The 24,925-nt window shown below is 66.1% G+C and carries 21 protein-coding genes and 1 pseudogene; 17 read left to right on the top strand and 5 right to left on the bottom strand.

Annotated elements, in window-relative coordinates; translation table 11 throughout:
* Positions 1 to 79: 79 nt before the first annotated feature.
* Positions 80 to 832: a GAF and ANTAR domain-containing protein gene (locus G6N41_RS24340; protein ID WP_198965906.1), complete on the bottom strand. Its 753-nt coding sequence runs from the start codon at positions 830 to 832 to the stop codon at positions 80 to 82.
* Between the two features lie 1,208 nt (positions 833 to 2,040).
* On the opposite strand from G6N41_RS24340, the gene G6N41_RS24335 reads away from it, so the two are divergent.
* The 5 genes from G6N41_RS24335 to G6N41_RS24315 all read left to right on the top strand — a co-directional run bounded on the left by G6N41_RS24335 (position 2,041) and on the right by G6N41_RS24315 (position 9,256).
* Entirely contained in the window at positions 2,041 to 3,294 is a 1,254-nt protein-coding gene (locus G6N41_RS24335) for a fatty acid desaturase family protein (RefSeq protein WP_038579230.1), read from the top strand.
* A gap of 171 nt (positions 3,295 to 3,465) precedes the next feature.
* A complete protein-coding gene (ftsY, locus tag G6N41_RS24330) occupies positions 3,466 to 4,812 on the top strand; it encodes a signal recognition particle-docking protein FtsY (protein ID WP_198965905.1) in 1,347 nt (448 codons plus the stop codon).
* Positions 4,813 to 4,955: 143 nt separating this feature from the next.
* Positions 4,956 to 6,389 (top strand): ammonium transporter, encoded by a 1,434-nt coding sequence (locus G6N41_RS24325; RefSeq protein WP_198965904.1) that lies wholly within the window; start codon positions 4,956 to 4,958, stop codon positions 6,387 to 6,389.
* Positions 6,386 to 6,724, top strand: a complete 339-nt coding sequence (gene glnB, locus G6N41_RS24320; protein WP_198965903.1) for a nitrogen regulatory protein P-II — start codon at positions 6,386 to 6,388, stop codon at positions 6,722 to 6,724. Before G6N41_RS24325 ends, glnB begins: the two co-directional genes overlap by 4 nt.
* 93 nt (positions 6,725 to 6,817) lie before the next feature.
* Complete coding sequence (locus G6N41_RS24315; protein WP_198965902.1) at positions 6,818 to 9,256, top strand: [protein-PII] uridylyltransferase; 2,439 nt, start codon at positions 6,818 to 6,820, stop codon at positions 9,254 to 9,256.
* A 27-nt stretch (positions 9,257 to 9,283) separates the two neighbouring features.
* On the opposite strand, the gene G6N41_RS24310 is transcribed toward G6N41_RS24315, so the two are convergent.
* Positions 9,284 to 11,020, bottom strand: a complete 1,737-nt coding sequence (locus tag G6N41_RS24310) for a DEAD/DEAH box helicase (RefSeq protein WP_198965901.1) — start codon at positions 11,018 to 11,020, stop codon at positions 9,284 to 9,286.
* Between the two features lie 215 nt (positions 11,021 to 11,235).
* Positions 11,236 to 11,451, bottom strand: a complete 216-nt coding sequence (locus G6N41_RS24305; protein WP_011740092.1) for a hypothetical protein — start codon at positions 11,449 to 11,451, stop codon at positions 11,236 to 11,238.
* Positions 11,452 to 11,589: 138 nt separating this feature from the next.
* Here G6N41_RS24305 and ffh point away from each other — a divergent pair, with 138 nt between their 5' ends.
* The 5 genes and pseudogenes from ffh (at position 11,590) to G6N41_RS24280 (ending at position 18,604) form a co-directional block, all read left to right on the top strand.
* Positions 11,590 to 13,152 (top strand): signal recognition particle protein, encoded by a 1,563-nt coding sequence (ffh, locus tag G6N41_RS24300; RefSeq protein ID WP_198965900.1) that lies wholly within the window; start codon positions 11,590 to 11,592, stop codon positions 13,150 to 13,152.
* A 6-nt stretch (positions 13,153 to 13,158) separates the two neighbouring features.
* Positions 13,159 to 14,250 carry a metal-dependent hydrolase family protein gene (locus tag G6N41_RS24295; RefSeq protein WP_198965899.1) on the top strand — a complete coding sequence of 364 codons (1,092 nt, stop codon included), beginning with the start codon at positions 13,159 to 13,161 and terminating at the stop codon, positions 14,248 to 14,250.
* Positions 14,251 to 14,298: 48 nt separating this feature from the next.
* Positions 14,299 to 16,101 (top strand): serine/threonine-protein kinase, encoded by a 1,803-nt coding sequence (locus tag G6N41_RS24290; RefSeq protein ID WP_198965898.1) that lies wholly within the window; start codon positions 14,299 to 14,301, stop codon positions 16,099 to 16,101.
* Between the two features lie 75 nt (positions 16,102 to 16,176).
* Positions 16,177 to 18,000 (top strand): annotated as a pseudogene (locus G6N41_RS24285) (N-acyl-D-amino-acid deacylase family protein).
* A 1-nt stretch (position 18,001) separates the two neighbouring features.
* Positions 18,002 to 18,604 carry a TetR/AcrR family transcriptional regulator gene (locus G6N41_RS24280; RefSeq protein WP_020728250.1) on the top strand — a complete coding sequence of 201 codons (603 nt, stop codon included), beginning with the start codon at positions 18,002 to 18,004 and terminating at the stop codon, positions 18,602 to 18,604.
* 19 nt (positions 18,605 to 18,623) lie between these two features.
* Here G6N41_RS24280 and G6N41_RS24275 read toward each other — a convergent pair whose 3' ends face one another.
* Positions 18,624 to 19,496, bottom strand: a complete 873-nt coding sequence (locus G6N41_RS24275) for a D-alanyl-D-alanine carboxypeptidase family protein (protein ID WP_198965897.1) — start codon at positions 19,494 to 19,496, stop codon at positions 18,624 to 18,626.
* A gap of 71 nt (positions 19,497 to 19,567) precedes the next feature.
* Between G6N41_RS24275 and G6N41_RS24270 the strand changes: the two genes are divergently transcribed.
* From G6N41_RS24270 to trmD, 5 genes are all read left to right on the top strand, one after another.
* Positions 19,568 to 19,987, top strand: coding sequence for a nuclear transport factor 2 family protein (locus G6N41_RS24270; protein ID WP_198967999.1), 420 nt, complete (start codon positions 19,568 to 19,570; stop codon positions 19,985 to 19,987).
* Positions 19,988 to 20,192: 205 nt separating this feature from the next.
* The gene (gene rpsP / locus G6N41_RS24265; RefSeq protein WP_198965896.1) at positions 20,193 to 20,678 is read left to right on the top strand and encodes a 30S ribosomal protein S16; all 486 of its coding nucleotides are present in this window, start codon (positions 20,193 to 20,195) and stop codon (positions 20,676 to 20,678) included.
* A gap of 8 nt (positions 20,679 to 20,686) precedes the next feature.
* Entirely contained in the window at positions 20,687 to 20,929 is a 243-nt protein-coding gene (locus tag G6N41_RS24260) for an RNA-binding protein (RefSeq protein ID WP_198965895.1), read from the top strand.
* Between the two features lie 24 nt (positions 20,930 to 20,953).
* Positions 20,954 to 21,478 carry a ribosome maturation factor RimM gene (gene rimM, locus G6N41_RS24255; RefSeq protein WP_198965894.1) on the top strand — a complete coding sequence of 175 codons (525 nt, stop codon included), beginning with the start codon at positions 20,954 to 20,956 and terminating at the stop codon, positions 21,476 to 21,478.
* A gap of 8 nt (positions 21,479 to 21,486) precedes the next feature.
* Complete coding sequence (gene trmD, locus G6N41_RS24250; RefSeq protein ID WP_012393603.1) at positions 21,487 to 22,179, top strand: tRNA (guanosine(37)-N1)-methyltransferase TrmD; 693 nt, start codon at positions 21,487 to 21,489, stop codon at positions 22,177 to 22,179.
* 111 nt (positions 22,180 to 22,290) lie between these two features.
* Here the strand turns inward: trmD and G6N41_RS24245 are convergent, their stop codons facing one another.
* Positions 22,291 to 23,250 carry a serine hydrolase gene (locus G6N41_RS24245; RefSeq protein WP_198965893.1) on the bottom strand — a complete coding sequence of 320 codons (960 nt, stop codon included), beginning with the start codon at positions 23,248 to 23,250 and terminating at the stop codon, positions 22,291 to 22,293.
* Positions 23,251 to 23,607: 357 nt separating this feature from the next.
* Between G6N41_RS24245 and rplS the strand changes: the two genes are divergently transcribed.
* Both rplS and lepB read left to right on the top strand, forming a co-directional pair.
* Entirely contained in the window at positions 23,608 to 23,949 is a 342-nt protein-coding gene (gene rplS, locus G6N41_RS24240) for a 50S ribosomal protein L19 (RefSeq protein ID WP_198965892.1), read from the top strand.
* Positions 23,950 to 24,060: 111 nt separating this feature from the next.
* The gene (gene lepB / locus G6N41_RS24235; protein ID WP_198965891.1) at positions 24,061 to 24,924 is read left to right on the top strand and encodes a signal peptidase I; all 864 of its coding nucleotides are present in this window, start codon (positions 24,061 to 24,063) and stop codon (positions 24,922 to 24,924) included.
* Position 24,925: the final 1 nt, after the last annotated feature.

The following is a 24,925-nucleotide window of genomic DNA, read 5'->3' as shown; positions in this document are numbered from 1 at the left end:
TCGGTAGCTGTCGGTTGGCGAATCGCGGTCGTGCCGCTTCGGGCCGCGGTGCTGAGCTCCCAGCATGCCCTGCCGAAGCTCAGGAGCGCCGGGCACGTGCCCGGCGTACGGCTTCATCGAGAATCTGTTGGGCCACCTCAGCCATCTTGCGGTGTTCAGCTTGGCTGATCTCCCGCAGCTGTGTGAGCGCCTCCTCGGCGCTACATCCGGTCCGCCCCCATACCAGGCCGATCGCTTGATCGATCACTGGGCGTGTCAAGAGCGCTGTCTGCAGTTGGGCGGTAAGGGCCTTCGCCTGCGTGAGGACCCGGGCGTTGTGTACCGCTACCGCCGCGGGCGCTGCGAACATTTTCCCGAGTTCGGCTGCGCGCTCATCGAAGACGTCTTTGCCGTGTGCATAAACACTGATCGCCCCGATCACCTGTCCAGCCACTAGCAGCGGCAGCGACAGTGCACTGTGCACCCCCAAGCGCCCCACCCGAGGGCCGAATCGTGGCCACATCTTCTCCCTGCCCAATGATCCCGACCGCACGGTGCGTCGTTCGTTTGCCGTGGTGATGCCGGGCCCGTCCTTGACGGTCACGTACTGGATCTTGTCGATATCGGCGACGAATGGGGCGCTAGCCGCGAATGCCTCGACAATGTTGTCCACTCGGTCGACCCGCAACAGGGCCACCCCGGCGCCCTCGGCGCCGGGAATCGCGCGGACCGCGTACGTCGCAACCTGCGCCAGTAAGTCAGCCAATCCCAGACTGTCGGCGACCAGCCCTGCCAGCGCGCCGATCCCGGCCTGCAGATCGGCGATATCGGTGTTGTCCTCCGCTGAGGTCAACGTCTGGTCCCGCGCGCCGCCGCTGTGCCGACTGTGAACTCCGCCATATACCCCTGCCTGTGCTGGGCATCCCGTCGAAGGCCAGTATCCGCGAAGGCCCCGGCGACGTCATCCACGGCGTGGCCTCTGCGAGGTGGGCCTCACCCGGCAACGATCCTTGGATATGGGCTCCGATTGCACCGTTAGCCGGAAATTTGATGTGGCTCAGCAGATTATCAACGAGCACCGGGAGGTGCGAGGTGGGTGTAGCATCGGTGGCAGCTGAGAAATAGCTTGTCCGGGATGAGTTCGGCCGTCCGCTGCGGAACTCCAGGAGTACTGGCTCCGACACCCGACGCTCCGGTGATCGTACGGTCCGGACTTGCCATGACTGCTTTATCTATCGACCCGATGGGCTGGCCGGCCGCAAGCAGATTGGTCTGTCGACGTGACGGTACAGCCTTTCTCGTCGACAACCGCGTTTGCGAGGGACGTGACTCCCAGACAACGACGGTGGTGTTGGGGGCTGAAGTTGGTGATTCACAGGACCCCTTGATTCCCCTTCAACGAGGTTGAGCCCACAGGTAGGGAGTGACAGTGCAAGAAACCTTTGCCGCCAGAACTGACTGGCCGGCAGTAGGCAAGCGACATCCGCTGATGCCCCGACCTGAATCCCCTTCTTCTTCCCCTCCCGCAGCTTCGCAACCAGCGTCATGGGATCAAAGGGACACGCGGTCGGGAGGCGGCGTACCTACTACCGATGTGCCCACCCGGTCGACCGTTCGGACAGCACTACGGTGGCAGCGTGCGTGCGGCACTTTTGACCGCTGTTTGCGGCGAACACTGCTCATGGCAATCGCCCTGTCCGTGATTGATGCGGGCATGGCCCTGTCTGTGATTGATGCGGGCATGATTGTGGTTGTCCTCGCGGTGGTATTGCGACAGAGGCGCACCGAGCATGAAGAATGTGTCCGCACCGGGGAAGTGCGAGACCGGCCCGCCGAACGGTCCCGACCCGTGGGACAGCGTGCGGAGCGGGCGGGCGATACCGGTGCGCGGCGTGTGTTACACAGGCCAGTGGCGACTCCAAGACAGCGATCCGAACCCTGGCAAATCAACCACCAAGAACGACCCTGAACCCGATGGTGTCACGCCCAAGCCCTGGTAACACGTCCGCCGGCCGGCGAGTAGGATGCGGCGCCGTCTGGCCTGAACATTGGTAGACATCTATGGCAATAACGCAAGTCGCGGAATTCGCACACCTGAGCGATGCCGACCTCGAGGCTCTCGGAGCCGACTTGGCGGCCATCCGCCGGGACATCGAGGATGAGCGCGGCGAAAAGGACAGGGCGTACATACTGCGGACCATCGCGTTTCAGCGATTGCTCGACATAGCCGCGCGCATCACCATTGCCGTCAGCCGCAGCAGGTTCGGTTGGTTGCTGGGCGTCACCGCGCTCGCCGCGGCCAAGAGCATCGAGAATATGGAGCTCGGCCATAACATCGGCCATGGTCAATGGGATTGGATGAATGATCCCGAAATTCATTCCAGCACCTGGGAGTGGGATATGGCGGGTGTCTCGTCCCAATGGCGGTATTCCCACAACTATCGCCACCATGTGTTCACCAACGTTGTTGGTGTGGACGACGACCTCGGTTTTGGCGTTCTGCGAGTCACCCGTGACCAGAAGTGGCGCCCGAGTCATTTGTACCAACCTTTGCGAAACGTACTATTGGCAATAATGTTCGAGTGGGGCATTGCGGCGCACGGCCTGCACTCAGAACATGAGCGCGCGGCAACTGACGCCGAGAAATCCGCCCATACCCGTGCGCTGATTCGCAAGATGGCTCGGCAAGCCGGCAAGGACTACTTGTTCTTCCCCACTCTCAGTCTTCGACGTTGGCGCCGAGCCCTGACGGGGAACATCGCCGCGAACCTGCTACGAAATTTGTGGGCCTACATCGTGATCGCGTGCGGGCACTTTCCGGACGGAGCGGAGAAGTTCACCCCTGCCGCGCTGGAGGGCGAAACGAAACCCGAATGGTATCTGCGGCAGATGCTGGGTACTGCGAACTTTCGCGCTGGCCCGGTGCTGGCGTTCCTCAGCGGAAACCTCTGCTACCAGATCGAACACCACCTTTTCCCGGATCTGCCGAGCAACCGCTACGCGCAGATAGCACAACGGGTTCGGGTGGTATGCGCCACCTACGATCTTCCGTATACGACCGGACCGCTTGCCCGCCAGTACCTGCTCACCTTCCGCACCATCTCCAAGCTGGCGCTTCCGGACCGTTTCCTCATTGCCACGTGTGACGACGCCCCTGAGACTGCCTCGGAGATCAAGTTCCGCCACGTCACCGCACCCATGGTGTCGGGTAGGAGCGACAGCGACGCCCGGCGTCGTGGACTGGTCTCTGCGACACGTCAGGGCCAGGTTCGCCAGCGATCGAGACACCACGCACGCCGCGACGTCGCAGGATAGTGACCGGTGCAGTCTTGTGCGAATGGCCAAGACCGCTCGCGATCAATTCGTGCGGACTCGCGATGCTCGGCCCACGACGACAAGCACTGATTCGCCCTCTAGACGCCATAATGCGTATTCCGCTTGGTGGGGCCTGTCGGCGCGAATACCCCGACCTGGAAGGATGTCAGTGTGTCGGAAGGTTTCTGGATCGCCATCGCGGTCGTCGCCGCCCTAGTCCTCATCGGCGCGCTGGTCGTCGGCTTGTTACGGTACCGACGCCGGCAGATCAAGCTGTTGGCCGCGCCAAAATCCGACACTATCGATCGTTCGGGCGGCTACACGGCATCTTCCGGTATCGCTTTCAGCCAGACTCCAACGACAACCAAACCGGTCGATCGGATAGACACCAGCGGTCTGCCCGCGGTGGGGGACGATGCGACCGTCCCGCGCGATGCACCGAAACGCACCATCTCCGAGGTGCATCTTCCAGACGTCGAGTTCGAACCCGAGACCTCGGCCTCGGTTGCCGTGGAACCGGGGCCGCCGCTGGCACCTGAAGCACCCGAGGCGCCCGAAGTGTCTGAAGCGCATGAGGTTGCCGAAGTTGAGGCCATCGAGCCGCCGGAAGGCCGCTTGGAGCGCCTGCGCGGACGCCTCGCCAAGTCACAGAACGCGCTCGGTCGCAGCGTGCTGGGTCTGATCGGTGGCGGTGACCTGGACGAGGACTCCTGGCAGGACGTCGAAGACACCCTGTTGGTCGCCGACCTCGGGCCGGTTGTCACCGAGGCGGTGGTGTCACAGTTGCGCAGCCGGCTGGCCAGCGGCAATGTCCGTAGCGAGGATGACGCCCGGGCGGTGTTTCGTGATGTCCTGATCGAGGCGCTGCAACCCGACATGGATCGTTCGATCCGCGCGTTGCCGCATCCGGACCATCCGTCGGTGCTGCTGGTGGTCGGCGTGAACGGAACCGGCAAAACCACCACGGTCGGCAAGCTGGCGCGGGTGCTGGTGGCCGATGGCCGGCGCGTGGTGCTGGGTGCGGCAGACACCTTCCGCGCGGCGGCGGCGGCCCAGCTGCAGACATGGGCGGCCCGGGTGGGCGCGGAGGTGGTCAGCGGGGCTGAGGGCGCCGATCCGGCATCGGTGGCCTTCGATGCCGTCGACAAGGGGGTCGCCGCGGGCGCCGACGTCGTCCTCATCGATACCGCCGGTCGGCTGCACACCAAGGTCGGCCTGATGGATGAGCTGGGCAAAGTGAAGCGTGTGGTGACCCGGCGCGCGGCCGTCGACGAGGTGTTGCTGGTGCTCGACGCCACCATCGGGCAGAACGGGCTGGCTCAGGCCAAGGTCTTTGCCGAGGTCGTCGACATCACCGGGGTGGTGCTGACAAAACTGGACGGAACAGCCAAGGGCGGCATTGTCTTTCGTGTTCAACAGGAACTCGGCGTGCCGGTGAAGCTGGTTGGGCTCGGCGAAGGCCCCGACGACCTGGCGCCGTTCGAACCCGCCGCGTTTGTCGACGCCCTGCTCGGCTGAAAGCTACTCCACAGCAAGTTTTACGTTAATCCTGATGAAACACGTCGGCACCATTGCTGCAACAACTACTGCGCATGGTTCTGGATCAGGTCACCAGTCAACAAATCTGGGGCCCTCCCAACGCTGACTGGAGGTGATAACGAGTGAGTGACTTCCCGATAATGGGTGTGCCCGACACCGGCGACACCGCCTGGATGCTGGCGAGTTCGGCGCTCGTGCTGCTGATGACGCCGGGGCTGGCGTTCTTCTATGGCGGCATGGTGCGCGCCAAGAGCGTGCTGAACATGATCATGATGAGCATCAGCGCGATGGGCGTTGTGACCGTGCTGTGGGTGCTCTACGGCTACTCGGTCGCTTTCGGCAACGACATGGGCGGCGTCGCCGGAAACCCGACCGAATACCTGGGGTTGAAGGGGCTGATCGGGGGCAATGGGGCGCCCGCGGATCCCGCCACGCAGACCGCGGCGGTGGACATCCCGCTGGCCGGTTCGCTGCCCATGACGGTGTTTGTGGCATTCCAGCTGATGTTCGCCATCATCACGGTCGCATTGATCTCGGGGGCGGTGGCTGACCGGCTCAAGTTCGGCGCCTGGTTGCTGTTCGCCGGACTGTGGGCGACCTTCGTCTACTTCCCGGTCGCGCACTGGGTCTTCTCGTTCGACGGCGTCACCGCTGCCACCGGCGGCTGGATCGCCAACAAGCTGCACGCGATCGACTTCGCGGGGGGAACCGCGGTCCACATCAACGCCGGTGTGGCCGGCTTGGTGCTGGCGCTGGTGCTGGGCAAGCGGCGCGGTTGGCCCACGACACTGTTCCGGCCGCACAACCTGCCATTCGTGATGCTCGGGGCGGGGCTGCTGTGGTTCGGCTGGTACGGGTTCAACGCCGGTTCGGCGACCAGCTCCAACGGCACCGCGGCCACGACGTTCGTCACCACCACCGTCGCTACGGCCGCGGCGATGCTCGCCTGGCTGCTCACCGAGCGAATCCGGGACGGCAAGGCGACCACGCTGGGTGCCGCCTCGGGCATTGTCGCCGGGTTGGTTGCCATCACCCCGTCGTGCTCTTCGGTCAACGTGCTGGGCGCGCTGGTGGTCGGCGCGGTAGCCGGGGTGCTGTGTGCGCTGGCGGTCGGATTGAAGTTCAGACTTGGATTCGACGACTCGCTCGACGTGGTCGGCGTGCACCTGGTCGGTGGTCTGGCCGGCACCTTGCTGGTGGGCCTGATGGCCGCCCCGGAGAGCCCGGCCATCAACGGAGTCGAGGGTGTCTCCAAGGGCCTGTTCTACGGCGGCGGCTTCGATCAGCTGGTACGACAAGCTGTCGGAGCCTCTAGCGTTCTCATCTATTCTGGTGTACTCACGCTCATCCTTGCTTTGATCCTGAAGTACACCATCGGGTTGCGTCTGGGTCCGGAGCAGGAGTCCGCGGGCATCGACGAGGCTGAGCACGCCGAGAACGGCTACGACTTCGCGGTCGCTAGCGGTTCGGTTCTACCTCGTCCCGGCATCGTCGCGGATTCGCGTAACGGCCTAGAGGAGCGAGTAGGCGAGAAAGTGGAGGCGGAGCCGAAATGAAGCTGATCACAGCGATCGTAAAGCCGTTCACCCTCGACGACGTCAAGACCAGCCTCGAAGAAGCTGGAGTCTTGGGAATGACGGTCAGCGAGATCCAGGGCTATGGGCGGCAAAAGGGGCACACCGAGTTCTACCGGGGCGCCGAATATTCGGTGGACTTCGTGCCCAAGGTCCGAATCGAGGTCGTGGTCGACGACTCCATCGTGGACAAGGTCGTGGACAGCATCGTCCGGGCCGCGCGTACGGGAAAGATCGGCGACGGCAAGGTGTGGGTCAGCCCCGTGGACACCATCGTGCGAGTACGCACGGGTGAACGCGGACCTGACGCGCTGTGAGAATAGCCGCGCATTGCGCAACGAATCCGGATGGGCCGGCCGGGCGTGAGACAGCACCGGCCGGACCCGTCCGGGGTATCTGATTCGGAGGTCATGGAGCCGGGGAGTGTCCGCGCGGCAAGCGATTTGGCTGCCGCGCGGCGCCAGTTGTTGTCCGATGATCATCGCGACATGGATCCCGCCGAGTTGCGGCAGGCGTGGCTGGATCTGCATGAGTCCTGGCTGCTCGCCAAGGCCGCGCAGATCGGGATCGCCGATGACAGCGGTTATGCGATCGTCGGGGTCGGTGGGCTCGGCCGGCGCGAGCTGCTGCCGTATTCGGATCTGGATCTGGTGCTGTTGCACGACGGCAAGCCCGTCGAGGAACTGGGCGATGTCGCCGACGCACTGTGGTATCCACTGTGGGACGCCAACATTCGGCTGGACCACAGTGTGCGCACCGTCTCGGATGCCCTGGGTGTGGCCGGTGCTGACATGGCGGCCGCGCTGGGCATGTTGGAAGCCCGCCACATCGTCGGGGACCAACAGCTCTCGGCGAGCTTGATCGACGGCGTACGCCGCCAGTGGCGCAGCGGAATCCGTTCGCGGATGAACGAACTCGTCGACATGACCCACGACCGTTGGCTGCGCTGCGGGCGCGTCGCCAACCGCGCCGAGCCCGATCTGAAGTCGGGTCGCGGTGGCCTGCGCGATGTCCAGTTGCTCGACGCGCTGGCGATCGCCCAGCTCATCGATCGCCACGGCCTGGTCACGCCCGACATGCCGGTGGGTTCACTGGATGCCGCATACCTCACCCTGCTCAATGTGCGTACCGAGTTGCACCGGGTCTCCGGCCGTGGCCGCGACCTGCTGTTGGCTCAACATGCCGACGACATCAGCGCGGCGCTGCATTTCGGCGATCGGTTCGACCTGGCCCGGATGCTGTCCAGCGCTGGCCGCACCATCGCCTACCACGCCGAAAGCGGGCTGCGGACCGCCTGCAATGCCTTGCCCCGGCGCGGCATCTCAGCGCTGCGGCGGCGCCCCAAGCGGCGCCCGCTGGACGAGGGCGTGGTCGAATGTGCCAACGAAATCGTGCTGGCCCGCGACGCCCAACCCGAACAAGATGCCGGTCTGGTACTGCGGGTGGCCGCCGCGGCGGCCCACGCCGGGTGGCCGATCGGTGCCGCCACGCTGCGCCGGTTGGCCGACAGCGCTGCGGAATTGCCGACGCCGTGGCCCCGAGAGGTCCTCGACGACCTGCTGGTGGTGCTGCTTGCCGGTCCCACCGCGGTGGTGACCATCGAAGCGCTCGATCGCACCGGGCTATGGGGGCGCCTGTTGCCGGAGTGGGGTGCGATCCGAGACCTGCCGCCGCGCGACGTGGCCCACAAATGGACGGTGGATCGCCATCTGATCGAGACCGCCGTGCAGGCGGCGCCGCTCACCACGCAGGTGGCCAGGCCCGACCTGCTTGCGCTCGGCGCGCTGTTGCACGACATCGGCAAGGGCAGGGGAGCCGATCACAGCGTGCTCGGCGCCGAGATGGTCGTGGCGATCGGTCAGCGGCTGGGCATTTCCGCCCCCGACATCGATCTGCTGTCCAAGCTGGTCCGCCACCACTTGTTGCTACCGGTCGTGGCCACCCGAAGCGACCTGAATGACCCCAGCACCATCACGCGGGTGTCGGAGGCCCTGGGCGGGGATCCGCAATTGCTCGAGGTGCTGCGCGCGCTGACCGAAGCGGACTCGAAGGCGACCGGTCCGGGTGTGTGGAGTGAATGGAAGGCGTCGCTGGTCGACGACCTGGTGTCGCGCTGCCGCTTGGCGATGGCGGGCGAACCGCTGCCGCGTGCTGATCCCGAAGCGCCACACTATGTTTCGCTGTCGGCTGACCACGGAGTGCACGTGGAGATCGCGCCCGGCGAGAGTGCTCGCATGTACCAGGTGGTCATGGCCGCTCCGAACAAGCCCGGGTTGGTGTCCAAGGCGGCGGCGGTGCTGGCGCTGAATTCGCTGGGTGTGCATTCGGCGTGGGTGAACAGCCACGAGGGCGTCGCGATCACCCAATTCGTGGTGTCACCGCTGTTCGGCACCCCGGCCGCCGCCGACCTGTTGCGTCAGCAGTTCGTCGGCGCGCTCAGCGGCGACATCGACGCCCTGGCCATGGTGGAAAAGTGGGACAGCGAGGCCACCAGCAACGCGTCCCAGCGAGCCGGTGAGGTGGTCGCGGGGGTGCCGGTCACGCGTTCGACCGCGCCGCCGCGCATCCTTTGGCTCGACTCCGCCGCCCCCGATCAGTTGGTGCTCGAAGTTCGTTCGATGGACCGGCCGGGACTGCTCGCGCTGCTGACGCGCGCGCTGGAACGGGCGGGCGCAGACATCGTCTGGGCCAAGGTGAACACGTTCGGGTCGACCGCCGCAGACGTGTTCTGCGTGACGGTTTCGGCCGGGCTCGAGGAGCCCCAAGCACGGGCCGCGATGGAACAACAGCTCTCGGCCGTGCTGGGTGGGTCCGCGGACGTGCTGCTCGACGAGCCCGTCGGCGACTAGCCGTGCGAACCGGTGGGCCGGCCGGCCTCACCCATGTTCGGCGTTGAGTTGGCGCACCGCGTCAATGCGCGCCTTGAGCTGGTCGCGGGTTGCCGCGGCGATCGGCGGTCCACCGCAGCGCCGCCGCAGTTCGTTGTGGATCCATCCGTGCGGCTTGCCGGTCCGGTGGTGGGCTATCGACACGAGGGTGTTGAGCTCGCGGCGCAGCTCGCGGATCTGGCCGTGGGTGGTGGCCGGCTCGGCCAGCGTCCCGACTTGTGTGACCCCTTGTTGCAGCTGGGCCCGCTTCTGCAGTTGTTCGTCTTGGCGACGGTGTAGCAAGGCGCGCATCTGATCGGCATCCAGCAGGCCGGGGATGCCCAGATAATCGGCTTCCTCGTCGCTGCCCGCCGGGGTGGCGGTCCCGAACGAGGAACCGTCGAAGATTACCTGATCGAGTTCGGCGTCGGCTCCCAGCGAGGTGAAGCCCTTCTCGAGATCGCCCTGCTCGTCTTGTGTCTTGGTGGCCGGATCGCCGTCGAGCGGATCATCGATGGATTCGCGATGCGGTTTGCCCAGAACGTGGTTGCGCTGGGCCTCGAGTTCGCTGGCCAACTGCAACAGGTTGGGCACCGAGGGCAGGAAAATGCTCGCGGTTTCGCCCGGTCGGCGGGACCGGACGAATCTGCCGATGGCCTGCGCGAAGAACAACGGTGTCGAAGCGCTGGTGGCGTAGATCCCCACGGACAGGCGGGGCACGTCGACGCCTTCGGACACCATGCGCACCGCGACCAGCCAGCGGCTGGTGCCGTTGGAGAATTCCGTGATCCGTTCCGATGATCCGGGGTCGTCGGAGAGCACGACCGTGGGTGTTTCCCCGGTCATCTTCTGCAGCAAAGCGGCGTAGGCGCGGGCCGCCGTGCGGTCGGAGGCGATGATCATGCCCCCGGCATCGGGCACGTGCTCGCGCAACTGACGCAGCCGCCGGTCCGCGGCCGCGATCACCGCGGGCATCCATTCGCCGGCCGGATCCAGCGCCGTGCGCCACGCCCGTGCGGTCTGTTCGGCCGACAGTGGCTCGCCCAGTCGCGCCTCGTGCTCTTCGCCCGCGCTATCGCGCCAGCGGGCCTGCCCGGAGTAGGCGAGGAACACCACCGGCCGGACCACGCCGTCGGCAAGGGCCTCCGCGTAGCCGTAGGTGTGGTCGGCCTGGGAGCGCAACACACCTTCCCCGTCGGGCTCATAGTTGACGAACGGGATGGGGGAGTCGTCGCTGCGGAAGGGCGTCCCGGTCAGCGCGAGCCGGCGCGACGCGTCGCTGAACGCCTCCCGGATCGCGTCGCCCCAGGTCTTGGCATCGCCGCCGTGGTGGATCTCATCGAAGATGACCAGGGTCTTGCGCTGCTCGGTGCGCACCCGGTGCAGCGTCGGATGCGCTGCGACCTGGGCATAGGTGACCACCACACCGTGATACTCGGCCGAAGTCTGGGCGTTGGAGTTGCTGAACTTCGGGTCCAGCGAGAGGCCCAGCCGAGCGCCCGCCTGCGCCCACTGGGTCTTGAGATGCTCGGTCGGCACCACCACCGTGATCTGCTCTGCGGCCCGCTGACCAAGCGCTTCGGCCGCGATCCGCAGGGCGAATGCCGTCTTGCCGGACCCGGGGGTGGCCACCGCCAGGAAATCACGCGGCTGGGTGCCCAGGTACTTCACCAGCGCCCTGCGCTGCCAGCTGCGCAGCGGTCGAGTGCCCTCGATGATGGGTTCGGCGGGGCTTACCGACTGCATCGACCTTGCTCCCCCCGTAGCTGTTCGGCCGCGCCTGGCGTTCACCAATCGAGCCACTGCCAAGCCCCGGATCCGCGGCGTCGCTGCCGCGCGGTGCCCTCGCGGCGCAGCTCACGACGGTCTTCATCGACCGGTCGACGACTTGGCGAGTGTGAAATCTAGCATGACAACACATTTCGGCACGTGCACGACACCGGTCGGTGCGGTGTTGGGAGCTACCCGGACGCTCGGTGGCGGCTTGCCGGCGCGGTGAATCCGCCGGTGTCGTCGAAGAACGCCCACTGGCCGCCGTCGTTGACCTCCAACCGCCAGCCCAGCCGGGAACTGCCCGCAACCGAGCCGGTGAACCACGTGTGTGCGTCCTCGGCGCTGTCGCAGTTCTTCGTCGCGACGATCGCGCCGTGCGGATCGATAACTCGGAACGCAACCATGGGGCTTGGTTAGCCTTTCCGGCGGGCTTTCAATCGCGGCGGGAGGTCGCGCTGTGGCAAGGCGGGATTTGTCGCGCCGGCGAGCGGACCAAGGGCCACGACAGTGCCGCACCATGATTACGCATTAGGCTGGCGGTCGTGTTTGAATCGCTGTCCGACCGGTTGACCGGTGCCCTGCAGGGGCTGCGCGGCAAGGGCCGCCTCACCGACGCCGATATCGATGCCACTGCCCGTGAGATCCGGCTGGCCCTGCTCGAGGCCGACGTTTCGTTGCCGGTGGTTCGGGCTTTTGTCCACCGGATCAAAGAACGCGCCCGTGGGGCCGTGGTATCCGGAGCCCTCAACCCGGCGCAACAGGTTGTCAAAATCGTCAACGAGGAGCTCGTGGGCATCCTCGGCGGCCAGACGCGCGAGTTGGTTTTCGCCAAGACACCGCCGACCGTGGTGATGCTGGCCGGTCTGCAGGGGTCCGGCAAGACGACGCTGGCAGGCAAGTTGGCCGCACGTCTTCGCGGCCAAGGCCACACGCCGCTGCTGGTGGCCTGTGACCTGCAGCGACCGGCCGCGGTGAACCAGCTGCAGATGGTCGGCCAGCGGGCCGGGGTGCCGGTATTCGCGCCGCATCCGGGCGCCTCGCCCGAATCCGGCCCCGGCGACCCGGTAGCCGTCGCCGCGGCGGGGCTGGCCGAAGCCCAGGCCAAGCATTTCGACGTCGTCATCGTGGACACCGCCGGCCGGTTGGGCATCGACGAGGAGTTGATGGCCCAGGCCTCGGCCATCCGCAAGGCCATCAACCCCGACGAGGTGCTGTTCGTCCTGGACGCGATGATCGGCCAGGACGCCGTGGCCACCGCCCAGGCATTCGGGGAAGGGGTCGGCTTCACCGGGGTGGCCCTGACCAAGCTCGACGGCGATGCCCGCGGTGGTGCCGCGTTGTCGGTCCGCGAAGTGACCGGCGTTCCGATCCTTTTCGCGTCAACCGGGGAGAAGCTCGAGGACTTCGACGTCTTCCACCCGGATCGCATGGCCAGTCGCATCCTGGGCATGGGCGACGTGTTGAGCCTGATCGAACAGGCCGAACAGGTCTTTGACGCCGAGCAGGCCGAACAAGCCGCCGCCAAGATCGGCGCCGGCGAACTGACCCTGGAAGACTTCCTCGAGCAGATGCTCGCGGTGCGCAAGATGGGCCCGATCGGCAACCTGCTGGGCATGCTGCCCGGTGGTGCGCAGATGAAGGATGCGCTGGCCGAGGTCGACGACAAGCACCTGGATCGGATCCAGGCCATCATCCGCGGTATGACACCCGAAGAACGGGCCGACCCCAAAATCATCAATGCGTCGCGTCGGTTGCGTATCGCCAACGGCTCCGGTGTATCGGTGTCGGAGGTCAACCAGCTGGTCGACCGCTTCTTCGAAGCTCGCAAGATGATGTCGTCGATGCTCGGCGGCATGGGCATCCCCGGCATGGGGCGCAAATCCGCGACCCGAAAAAGCAATGGTGCAAAAGGCAAGGCCGGCAAGAAGGGCAAGAAGGGGGGCGCCCGCGGTCCGACTCCGCCGAAGGTGAAAAGCCCCTTCGGCATGCCGGGTATGCCGGCCGGATTCCCGGATCTGTCGCAGATGCCCGAAGGGCTCGATGAGCTGCCGCCCGGCCTGGCCGACTTCGACCTGTCCAAGCTGAATTTCCCGGGCAAGAAGTAGTCCGCCGTGCGACTGCACGTGCGGGGGCGGGGGCTGCCCGACGAGACTGCGGTCGAGCTGTGGATCGTCGACGGCCACATCAGCACGGAGCCGGTCAGCGGCGCCGACACGGTCTTCGACGGCGGCTGGATTCTGCCCGGGTTGGTCGACGCGCATTGCCACGTTGGGCTGGGCCACCACGGTGCCATCGAGCTTGACCAGGCCATCGCCCAAGCCGAAGCCGAACGCGACGCGGGGGCGCTGCTGCTGCGCGATTGCGGGGCACCCACCGACACCCGCCCCCTCGACGACCGCGAAGACCTGCCGCGAATCATCCGCGCGGGCCGCCATCTGGCCAGACCGAAACGCTACATTCCGGGATTCGCGGCAGAACTCGAAGACGAATCCGAGTTGCCCGCCGCGGTGGCCGCCCAAGCCCGCCGCGGCGACGGCTGGATCAAGCTGGTCGGGGACTGGATCGACCGCCAAATCGGCGATCTCGCCCCGCTGTGGTCCGACGAGGTACTCAAAGCCGCCATCGACGCGGCACACGCCAACGGTGCGAGGGTCACCGCGCACGTTTTCGGAGAGGATGCGCTGCCCGGATTGATCAACGCCGGGATTGACTGCATCGAGCACGGCACCGGCCTGACCGACGACACGATTTCGCTCATGCGCGACCACGGGACCGCTCTGGTCCCCACGCTGATCAACGTCGAGAACTTCCCCGGCATCGCCGATTCCGCCGTCCGCTATCCGACCTACGCCGCCCACATGCGCTACCTGTATGCGAGCACCTACCCCCGGGTCGCGGCGGCGCGCGAGGCGGGGATTGCGATCTACGCCGGCACCGACGCCGGCGGCACGATCCAACACGGGCGGATCGCCGATGAAGTCGAAGCCCTCAAGAAGATCGGAATGAGCGCCACCGAGGCGCTGGGTGCCGCGTGCTGGGAGGCGCGGCGCTGGCTGGGCCGGCCCACGGCAGAGCACGGGGCGTCGGCGGACCTGGTGTGCTTTTCCGAAGACCCCCGTCGGGGTGCTGCAATACTTAACCGGCCGGATTTGGTGATCCTGCGTGGCCGGACGTATCGCCCCAACCAACTAGGTCACCGCTAGCTCAGCGGCGGTCGTGCGCGGCTACTCGCGCCTGGCTACTATCGCGAAATGGCCTTGGACAACGGTGCGGTCTATGCCGGCTACACCGTGGTTCGCAGGTTGCGCGCGGACGCGACCGGTGAGAGCTGTCTGGTTAGCGAACCCGGCTTTCCGGGCTGGCAGGTGCTCGAGATCCTTCCGCAGTCGTGGTCATCGGATGACGTATTCCGCCGGCGATTCGAGCGCGACAGCGCGATCGCGGCCAGGCTCTATCACCCGCACATCGTTGAGGTTCGCGCCCACGGTGAGCTGGACGGCAGGCTGTGGATCGCGATGGACTACATCGAGGGCATCGATGTCGGGCAGCTGATGCGCGATCGGTTTCCCGCGGTCTTGCCGGTCGGCGAGGTACTCGAGATCGTGGCTCCGGTCGCCGACGCCCTCGACTATGCCCATCAACGCGGGCTCGTCCACGGCGACGTCAAACCCGCCAACATCGTGATGACGAATGCGGGGGAGGGCCAACCCCGGATCCTGTTGAAAGGCTTCGGCATAGCAGCTCCCCACGGCGCGCCGGGCGACGCGACCGGATCTGTGGCGCCCGAACAACTCACCGGCGCCGAGGCCGACGGGCGCTCCGACCAGTATGCGTTGGCGGCCACCGCCATGATCCTGCTCACCGGCGCGGCCCCGGTTGGCGGTTCCCCATCCGCGGCGCCCAAACTCAGCGACCTGCGTCCCGACCTGGCACGGCTGGATGCGCTGTTCGCCAGAGCGCTGGCAACCGAGCCGGCCGGCCGCTTCCGGACCTGCCACGAGCTAGCAGATGCGCTGCGCGATGAGGTCGGGGGCAGTTTCGGCGCTGCCGGCCGGGACGACATGGAGGTGGGCGCGTCCTGGGACCTCTCCCCGGATGCCGGGGCCACCGGTGCGAGCCAGGACCGCGAGGTCCTTGACTACCCGGCCTACGGCTGGCCGGCGGTCGCACCGCCGCAGCCCCCGGCCCAACCCGTACCCATGCCGATGGCTCCCCAGCCGCCCGCCACCCTGCTGCAGGCGGTGGCAGCGTCGCTGGCACGGCGGCTCAACGAATTCTCCGCGGCGGGCCGTGAGCCGCGCAAGCGCAGGCTACGGCGCATTCTCATCGGGTCGGTGGCCGCGATCCTGCTGGTGGGCATGCTGGCCGTCGCCATCCCGAGCCTGCGTGAGATAACCAGCAGCCCACCTCCAGCAGCGGCCCCCGCAACCAGTTCACCGCCCGCGCCCAGCACGTCGGCCACCAGCCCCCAGGCCGCCACCCCGGAGCCCCTGGACGGCACCTACAGCATAGAAATCCAACGCGCCAAGCAGCTCTACAACGGCAGACCCAGCCCACAGCCGCCCAATGTGACCACCTGGTGGGCCATCCAATCCTCGTGCATACCGACGGGGTGCCTCGCGGCTGCCGCCATGCTCGACGGCTACGGTCATGGGCAGGCCAAGCAGGGTATTCCCCCCATCATCATGGAGTTTTTCGAAGGTCAGTGGCGATCGCGGCCCGATACGGTGCGGTTTGCCTGCATCGGGCCCAATGGCGAGGCGAACACCCAGACCACAGTGCAGGTGCTGACGCTGCGCCCGCAATCCACGGGTGACCTCGTCGGTGATCTGGTGGTCACCGTGGAAACCGATGAGTGCGGCCAACAATCGGCCGTGATCCGGATCCCCGCGGTGGCTAGCCGCAGTGGCGATATTCCGCCTGGGGTCAAGGTGCCCAACCCGGTGACGATTCCCAAAGCTCCTCAGGCGCCTGCCACGTCCGAGTCCCCGTCCGAGACGCCAACGGTCACCCCGACCACCCCGACCACTGCGCCGTCGGGCCCCGGCCGCTGACCGACAACTGCCCAGCACAAATGGGGGAGGAGCGCGAATCCAAAAAAGATTGCGAGTGATCGCTATCTATGTTAGATTGCCTGCAACCCGCAATCTGGAGGAACTGTGACCTACGACGTGATCATCCGTGACGGACTCTGGTTCGACGGAACCGGCAGCGCGCCGCAAACCCGCACGCTCGGAATCCGCGACGGCGTGGTGGCGACGGTGTCGGCGGGCCCGCTGGATGAGACCGGATGCGCCCAGGTCATCGACGCGGCCGGCAAGTGGGTCATGCCCGGCTTCATCGACGTGCACACCCACTACGACGCCGAGGTGCTACTCGATCCCGGGCTGCGCGAGTCGGTACGCCACGGTGTCACCACGGTGTTGCTCGGAAACTGCTCCCTGTCGACGGTCTACGCGGGCGCCGAAGATGCCGCCGACCTGTTCAGTCGGGTCGAGGCGGTGCCGCGCCAGTTCGTCTTGGGTGCCTTGTCTGCCGCCAAGAACGAACGCGCATGGTCGAACGCGGCCGAATACATCACGGCCATCGACTCCCTGCCGCTTGGTCCGAATGTGAGCTCACTGCTTGGTCATTCGGACCTGCGAGCCACCGTCCTCGGGCTCGAACGTGCCACCGACGCGAGCGTGCGGCCCAGCGAAGCCGAGCTGGGGCGGATGGCCACGCTGCTCGATGAGGCACTCGATGCCGGGATGCTCGGCATGTCCGGGATGGACTCGGCGATCGACAAGCTCGACGGTGAGCGCTTCCGGTCGCGCGCGCTGCCGTCGACCTTCGCGACGTGGCGGGAACGGCGCCGGCTGATCAAAGTTTTGCGCAAGCGCGGGCGAATCCTGCAGAGTGCACCCAACGTCGACAAGCCCGCTTCGGCGCTGCTGTTCTTCCTGGCCAGCAGTCGGATCCTGAACCGCCGCAAGGGAGTTCGGATGAGCTTGCTGGTCTCTGCCGACTCCAAGTCGATGCCGATGGCGGTGCACACGTTCGGATTGGGTGCCCGGCTGCTGAACAAGCTGTTGGCCGCCAGCGTCCGATTCCAGCACCTGCCGGTGCCGTTCGAGCTCTACTCCGACGGAATCGACCTGCCGGTCTTCGAGGAGTTCGGCGCCGGCACCGCGGCGTTGCACCTTCGCGAACAAGTGGAGCGCAACCAATTGTTGGCCGACGAGTCCTACCGTCGCGAGTTTCGGCGTGAGTTCGACCGCACCAAACTCGGACTGTCCTTGTAGCACAAAGACTTTCACGACGCGGTGATCGTCGAGTGCCCCGACGAGTCGTTGATCGGCAAGAGCTTCGGGGCCATCGCAGACGAGCGCGGGCTGCATCCACTCGATGCGTTCCTCGACGTGCTCGTCGAAAACGGCGAACGCAACGTGCGCTGGACGACCGTCGTCGCCAACCACCGTCCCAAACAGCTCAACAAGCTGGCCGCCGAGCCCGGCGTTCACATGGGCTTCTCCGACGCCGGCGCGCACCTGCGCAACATGGCCTTCTACAACTTCCCGCTGCGGTTGCTCAAGCGAACCTGGGACGCCGAGCGGGCCGGAAAGCCGTTCCTGTCCCTGCAGCAGGCGGTGTAGCGCCTGACCGGTGAACTGGCCGAGTGGTTTGGCGTCGATGCCGGCACGTTGCGCGAGGGTGACCGCGCGGACTTCGTGGTGATCGACCCGGCCCACCTCGACGAATCGGTCGACGGCTATCACGAGGCGCAGGTGCCGTTCTATGGCGGCCTGTCGCGCATGGTCAATCGCAACGACGCGACCGTGATCGCCACCGGTGTGGCCGGTGCCGTGGTGTTCGGCAGCGGCCAGTTCCGGGACGGCTATGGTCAAACGGTGCGGTCGGGCCGGTACCTGAGGGCGGGGCAGCGATACACGGCAGCTAGCGTCAGCGCCTGAGATGGCCCGGACCCAGCAGCAACGCCGCGAAGAAACCGTCGCGCGGCTGCTGCAGGCCAGCATCGACACCATCGTCGAGGTCGGATACGCCCGGGCGTCGGCGGCCATCATCACCAAGCGTGCCGGCGTGTCGGTGGGCGCTCTGTTCCGTCACTTCGAGACGATGGGCGACTTCATGGCGGCGACCGCCTACGAGGTGCTACGCCGGCAACTGGACACCTTCACCAAGCAAGTCGCCGAAATACCCGCGGACCGGCCGGCGCTGGAAGCGGCGCTGGCAATACTGCGAGACATCACCGCCGGGGCGACCAACGCGGTGCTGTATGAACTCATGATCGCGGCGCGCACCGACGACAAGCTCAAAGAAACCCTGCAGCACGTCCTGGGGCAATATCGCGCCAAGATCTACGACGCCGCGCGCACCCTGCCCGGCGCTATGGGCTTCCCGGAGGAGACCTTCCCGGCCATCGTGGCGTTGTTGACCAACGTGTTCGACGGAGCCGCGATCGTGGGCGCGGTGTTGCCTCAGCCGGACATCGACGAGCAGCGAATCCCGGTGCTCGCCGCGCTACTGAGCGCCGCGGTGCCGGATACCGCTCCCTAGCGGTCGAGCCCGCCGGCGGCTACAGAGATCCGATGCCGGATTGGGGGTTGAGGGCGAATCCCCAGTCGAAAAGACTTCCGGCCTGGTCCCAGTAGGTGGGCCCGCCCTCTTTGACCAGCCCGTACATCATGGCAATCACCAGCCGGCGGCCGTTTCGGGCCGCCGCACCGACAAAGGTCTTGCGGGCGGCGTTGGTGTAACCCGTCTTGCCCCCGATCGCGCCCGGATAGCGCTGTAACAGCTCGTCTTGGTTGACGATCGGGTGCTCACCATCCTCGCCGGGGAACATCGCCGACGGCTCCGCGGTGATGTTCGCGAACACCGGATTGGCCATCGCGGTGCGGAAGATCACCGCGAGGTCATGAGCGGTCGACCATCCCGACCCGCCGGGGCCGTCCAATCCCGAGGGAGTGGCCGTGTGGGTGTTCATGGCGCCCAACGCGGCGGCTTTGGCGTTCATCTTGGCGACCGCGGCGTCCTGGCCGCCGAGCATCTGAGCCAGCGTGTTGGCGGCATCATTGCCCGACACCAGCAGCAGGCCGTCGAGCAGCTGGCGGGCGGTGTAGGTGTGACCCGGTTTGACGCCGACGCAGTTGCACTCCACGTGCGTGTCGGCCTCGTCTGCGACGACGGTCGAGTTCAGGTCGAGCTCGTCGAGCGCCACCAAAGCCAGGAGCACCTTGATGGTGCTCGCGGGCGGGTGGGTGCCATTCTGGTCGCGCCCGGCAAGCACCTGGCCGGTGTCCAGATCGGCGACGATCCAGGTCTGTGCGGGACCGTCGGGGATTGGCACCGATCCGGCCGGCTGCATTTCGGTATCGGCCGATGCGGTGGCACCGCTGATGGTGGCGGCCGTGAGCAGCGCCGCGGCTACGGCCATGACCTTTCGCATGGGCGCAAAGTGTAACTTCCGCGGCTTCGGGACGCCTATTTTCGAACGGATCGGCGGTGTTGAATCGAATCATGTTGAGCCTGCCCGAAATTTCTGACCGGTTAGAGATCCAGCAGCTGCTCGTGGACTACTCCACCGCCATTGACCTGAGCCGATTCGATGACCTCGACAAGGTGTTCACCCCGGACGCCTATATCGACTACCGCGCGATGGGCGGCATCGACGGCCAGTACCCGCACGTCAAGGCGTGGCTTGCCGAGGTGTTGCCCAACTTCGCCAACTACGCGCACATGCTGGGTCTGCCATCGATTCGGCTCGCCGGCGACACCGCGACCGCGCGCACTTTCTGCTTCAACCCGATGGTGTTCGCCGACGATAAGCCCACCACCATGTTGCTCGGGCTGTGGTACGACGACGAGTTCGTGCGCACCGCCGAGGGCTGGCGGATGAGCCGCCGCGCCGAAACGAAGCGCTTCGATCGACGCCCCTGAGGCCGGCGCGCCCCAGCGGTGCGTTGGCGGATCGAGCGAATTTCCGGGATCGCAGGGTGCTCTGGCACAATGGGCGGCTGTCCACCGCGCGACCGTGCATCGTTGCGATACCGCCCGGTGGTTGAACACGCGAGGCAAAACCGGTTCCCGGCATCCCGCCCGGATCGCTGAATTGCAGCGTGCACACACAGGAGAAATCGCTTTCATGGCTGTAAAGATCAAGCTCACCCGGCTCGGCAAGATCCGCAACCCGCAGTACCGCATCGCGGTCGCGGACGCTCGCACCCGGCGTGACGGTCGCTCGATCGAAGTCATCGGCCGCTACCACCCCAAGGAAGAGCCGAGCCTGATCGAGATCAACTCCGAGCGGGCCCAATACTGGCTGTCCGTGGGGGCGCAGCCCACCGAACCCGTTCTCAAGCTGCTCAAGATCACCGGTGACTGGCAGAAGTTCAAGGGCCTGCCCGGCGCAGAGGGCCGGTTGAAGGTCAAGCCCCCCAAGCCCAGCAAGCTCGAACTGTTCAACGCCGCGTTGGCTGCCGCCGAGGGTGGTCCCACCACCGAGGCCACCAAGCCGAAGAAGAAGTCGCCGGCCAAGAAGGCCAAGGGCGGCGAAGGCGACGCCGATGCAGCGGCCGAGAAGGTGGAAGCTTCCGCCGAGGGTAAGCAGACCGAATCGGCCGGGAGCTGACGACCGCTATGAGAACTGTCGTGGTCGACGCTGTCGAGCATCTGGTCCGCGGAATCGTGGACAACCCCGACGATGTGCGGGTGGACATGGTGACGAGCCGTCGCGGACGCACCGTCGAAGTCCACGTCCACCCCGACGACTTGGGCAAGGTGATCGGGCGCGGGGGACGTACCGCAACGGCACTGCGGACACTGGTCGCCGGCATCGGCGGCCGTGGTATCCGCGTTGACGTGGTGGACACCGACCAGTAGCGAAGCCTTGCTCATGGAGCACCGATGGAGCTGGTAATCGGGCGCGTGGTGAAAGCGCACGGGATTACCGGCGAGGTTGTCGTCGAGATCCGAACCGACGAACCGGACCGCCGGTTCACGCCGGGCGCCAGCCTGCGCGCCAAGAGATCCCGAGACGGCGGCACCGGCCGCAATTATGTGATCGAAGGCGTGCGTGAGCACGGTGCGCGGCTGCTGGTGCGATTGGCCGGGGTGAACGGCCGGGACACGGCGGATGGGCTGCGTGGCAGTCTGTTCGTCATCGATTCCGCCGACCTGCCGCCGATCGACGAGCCCGACACCTACTACGACCACCAGTTGGAGGGACTTCGGGTCCGGACCACGGCGGGCCAAGACGTCGGAGTGGTCGCCGAGATACTGCACACCGGTGCCGGCGAGTTGCTGGCGGTCAAATGTGATTCCGGCGAGGTGTTGGTTCCGTTCGTCGTCGCGATCGTCACGTCGGTGTCGCTGGACGACCGCATCCTCGAGATCGACCCGCCCGACGGGCTGCTGGAACTGGGGTCTTAGGGGGTGTCATGAAAATCGACGTGGTGACGATTTTCCCGGCGTACCTGGACCCGCTGCGGCAATCGTTGCCGGGCAGGGCGATTGCGTCGGGCCTCGTCGACCTACAGGTGCACGACCTGCGCCGGTGGACCTACGACGTGCACCACTCGGTAGACGACTCGCCCTACGGCGGCGGGCCCGGAATGGTCATGAAGGCGCCGGTCTGGGGGGAAGCGCTCGACGAAATATGTTCGGCTGAAACGCTTCTGGTTGTCCCGACGCCCGCCGGCTCGCTGTTCGACCAGGCCACCGCGCGACGGTGGAGTGCCGAGCAGCACTTGGTGTTCGCCTGCGGCCGGTATGAGGGGATAGACCAGCGGGTCGCCGAGGACTCGGCCCGGCGCATGCGGGTCGAGGAAGTCTCGATCGGCGACTATGTCCTGCCCGGCGGGGAATCCGCGGCGGTGGTGATGATCGAGGCCGTGCTGCGATTGTTGACCGGAGTGCTGGGCAATCCCGCATCCCACCAAGAGGATTCGTTCTCGCCGGAACTGGATCGGTTGCTGGAGGGGCCCAGCTATACCCGGCCACCGAGCTGGCGGGGGCTCGACGTGCCCGAGATCCTGCTCTCCGGTGACCACGCGCGCATCGCCACTTGGCGCCGGGAGGTCTCGTTGCGGCGCACCCGGGAGCGCCGGCCCGACCTCGCGCCACCGGAGTAGCCCTGCCGAGCAGACACGGAATCGCACATCGCGAAGCGGTTTGGCGCGATTCTGTGTCTGCTCGCCGGTAAGACGGGCGCTGAGGGGCCGTAGGGCCCGCGCCGGACCGGGTCAGATCCGGGCGGCGGGAAACATCGTCTTGACGGCCTGGGTGATCGTTTCGCGCGCGGTGGCGTCATCGGAGGCCTGCAGCGATTCGATCACCATGATGTAGCGGCGGTCCGAGCCGATGATTCCGGTCGACAGATGCATCCAGTCGGCGCCGATGCAGCACATCCAACCCTGCTTGACCGCGACCGGTTCGGCAGAGAGGCCGTCGGGGATGCCAAACCGTTGTGGGTAGCCGTCGATTCCGTTCGGAGTGGACTGGGCCAGGTCGTTGACGATGATGGCGGCACTCTGCAACGGCAGCCCACCCTCCCCGTCGAGCAACATCTCGTAGTAGCGGATCAGGTCAGGTGCGGAACTGAAGGTGTTCCACCAGCGCCCGTCGCTGGGTGGTGCGGTGGCGGCCAATCCGTACCGGGTCGCGATCTCGGTGACGATGGCATCGCCGCCGAGCTCGCCCCAGAACTGCTCGGCGGCGCCGTCATCCGATGAGCGCAGCATGTTGTCGAGGGCCTGGCGATCCTGGGCAGAAAGGGTGGTCATGCCCTGGGACGCCCGCAAAAGCAACTCGTCGGCGATGAACAGCTTGGACACCGAAGCGGTTGCGATGATCGAGGTCTTGCCGTTGGAGACCAGCTGGTGGGTAGCGCGGTCCAGGATCGCGACCGTGATGGTGGCGCCCTTGGCGGCGGCTTCCTCGGTTGCCCGCTGGATGCGTTCTTGAACCCCGACCAGACCGGCCGAGGGCAATAGCGCGGCAGGATCCTCGGGCGGCGTGATGGCGCGCAGCAGCAGTTCGATCAGCTGTTGCTGCTGGGGCTGGGACTGTTGCCGGGATGATTCGCGATCATCGGTGCCATACGCCTTGGCCTGCACCTTTGCCTCGCAACCGGTGAGCACCAGCGATACCACCAATGCCACCGCCGCAGCGGCGGTCAGCATCGTCAGCGGCCGTGCTCGCATGCTTCTCCTTCAGCACTCTCCGGTAACGCGAAGACGCGCAAGTGTTGCGGCCGCACTGCCATCTGCCCCGGGAATCACGCAAAGCTGAGGGTTCGGCCTGCGCGGTTTGGCACCTGTCATATGTACCACTTGCAGGCGCTTTGCGGACGATGTGAACCGCCCGGATTTCCTGTGATTTTCACTGCATGCGTACCGTCTGGCACAATTGGCCAGTTGTCTTTAGCAGTTGTCGGCGGGCCGCTTGCTCCGCCTGCTGCGAGATACACCCATAAAGCCCATATCCATTGGCTTGGTAAGTGCCGCGTGCCTGCGTGTATGCGGTCTGCCGAGCCGCGATCCGGAGGAAGTGTCTTTCCAATGAACAGGCTGGACTTCGTCGACCAGGCGTCGCTGCGCGACGACATCCCGGCCTTCAGCCCGGGCGACACCATCAATGTGCACGTCAAAGTCATCGAGGGCGCCAAGGAGCGTATCCAGGTGTTCAAGGGTGTGGTGATTCGCCGGCAGGGTGGGGGCATCCGCGAGACGTTCACAGTGCGCAAGGAAAGCTACGGCGTCGGCGTCGAGCGGACGTTCCCGGTGCACTCGCCGAACATCGACCACATCGAGGTGATAACGCGCGGTGACGTTCGTCGCGCCAAGCTGTACTACCTTCGTGAACTGCGCGGCAAGAAGGCCAAGATCAAGGAGAAGCGCTGACCGGCGCGGCCTTGGTGGCCATCCCGGCCTGCCTGGGCACCACCGGCGGTTCAACTCGCCAGTGGCTCGCCAGTCTCGAAGGCTACGGCGTGCGCTGGCTACGCTGATCACGTGACCGAAACCACGGACTCCTCATCTGAGCGCGAGCCCGACGCAGGTCAGTCGGAGGCGCCGCTCGCTGCTCGAGGTGCTGATGCCCCGGCTGCGGCGGATCAGGAAGAACCTGGGGCGGAGTCGAGGGCGGCCGACGAGGACGAGTCGAAGCCGGCCAAGAAATCGACCCTGCGCGAACTCGCGACCCTGGCCGTCATCGCGATAGTGATCTACTACGTCATGTTGACGTTTGTGGCGCGTCCATACCTGATTCCGTCGGAGTCGATGGAGCCCACCCTGCACGGGTGTTCGACCTGCGTCGGTGACCGCATCATGGTGGACAAGCTCACCTACCGGTTCACTTCGCCCAAGCCCGGTGACGTCATCGTCTTCAGGGGACCACCGTCGTGGAACATCGGCTACAAGTCGATACGTTCGAGCAACACCGCTCTGCGCTGGGTGCAAAACGCCCTCTCGTTCATCGGTTTCGTGCCCCCGGACGAGAACGATTTGGTCAAACGCGTCATCGCGGTGGGCGGACAGACCGTCCAATGCCGCTCCGACACCGGGTTGACCGTCGACGGTAAGCCGTTCAAGGAGCCATATCTGGATCCGGCCACCATGCTGGCTGACCCATCCGTCTACCCCTGCCTGGGCAGCGAATTCGGGCCGGTGACCGTCCCGGCGGGCCGGCTGTGGGTGATGGGCGACAATCGGACCCACTCGGCGGATTCGCGGGCACATTGCCCCATGCTGTGCACCGGGGACGCCATGGCCGGCACCGTGCCGGTGGCCAACGTCATCGGCAAGGCACGGTTCATCGTGTGGCCGCCGTCGCGGTGGGGCGTGGTGCGTTCGGTGAACCCCCAAACGGGCCAGTAAC

The organism is Mycobacterium shottsii, from assembly GCF_010728525.1.
GTDB lineage: Bacteria > Actinomycetota > Actinomycetes > Mycobacteriales > Mycobacteriaceae > Mycobacterium > Mycobacterium marinum.
Note: the sequence above shows the minus strand (reverse complement) of the source record. Positions and strands in the feature narration are given on the sequence as shown.

Coding starts and splice junctions, on each gene's coding strand:
- G6N41_RS24260 (WP_198965895.1), top strand. CDS start 20,687: ATGAGAACTGTCGTGGTCGACGCTGTCGAGCATCTGGTCCGCGGAATC.
- rimM (WP_198965894.1), top strand. CDS start 20,954: ATGGAGCTGGTAATCGGGCGCGTGGTGAAAGCGCACGGGATTACCGGC.
- rpsP (WP_198965896.1), top strand. CDS start 20,193: ATGGCTGTAAAGATCAAGCTCACCCGGCTCGGCAAGATCCGCAACCCG.
- G6N41_RS24305 (WP_011740092.1), bottom strand. CDS start 11,451: ATGGTTGCGTTCCGAGTTATCGATCCGCACGGCGCGATCGTCGCGACG.
- G6N41_RS24245 (WP_198965893.1), bottom strand. CDS start 23,250: ATGCGAGCACGGCCGCTGACGATGCTGACCGCCGCTGCGGCGGTGGCA.
- G6N41_RS24310 (WP_198965901.1), bottom strand. CDS start 11,020: ATGCAGTCGGTAAGCCCCGCCGAACCCATCATCGAGGGCACTCGACCG.
- rplS (WP_198965892.1), top strand. CDS start 23,608: ATGAACAGGCTGGACTTCGTCGACCAGGCGTCGCTGCGCGACGACATC.
- G6N41_RS24270 (WP_198967999.1), top strand. CDS start 19,568: ATGTTGAGCCTGCCCGAAATTTCTGACCGGTTAGAGATCCAGCAGCTG.
- G6N41_RS24335 (WP_038579230.1), top strand. CDS start 2,041: ATGGCAATAACGCAAGTCGCGGAATTCGCACACCTGAGCGATGCCGAC.
- glnB (WP_198965903.1), top strand. CDS start 6,386: ATGAAGCTGATCACAGCGATCGTAAAGCCGTTCACCCTCGACGACGTC.
- G6N41_RS24275 (WP_198965897.1), bottom strand. CDS start 19,496: ATGCGAAAGGTCATGGCCGTAGCCGCGGCGCTGCTCACGGCCGCCACC.
- G6N41_RS24280 (WP_020728250.1), top strand. CDS start 18,002: ATGGCCCGGACCCAGCAGCAACGCCGCGAAGAAACCGTCGCGCGGCTG.
- G6N41_RS24315 (WP_198965902.1), top strand. CDS start 6,818: ATGGAGCCGGGGAGTGTCCGCGCGGCAAGCGATTTGGCTGCCGCGCGG.
- G6N41_RS24290 (WP_198965898.1), top strand. CDS start 14,299: ATGGCCTTGGACAACGGTGCGGTCTATGCCGGCTACACCGTGGTTCGC.
- trmD (WP_012393603.1), top strand. CDS start 21,487: ATGAAAATCGACGTGGTGACGATTTTCCCGGCGTACCTGGACCCGCTG.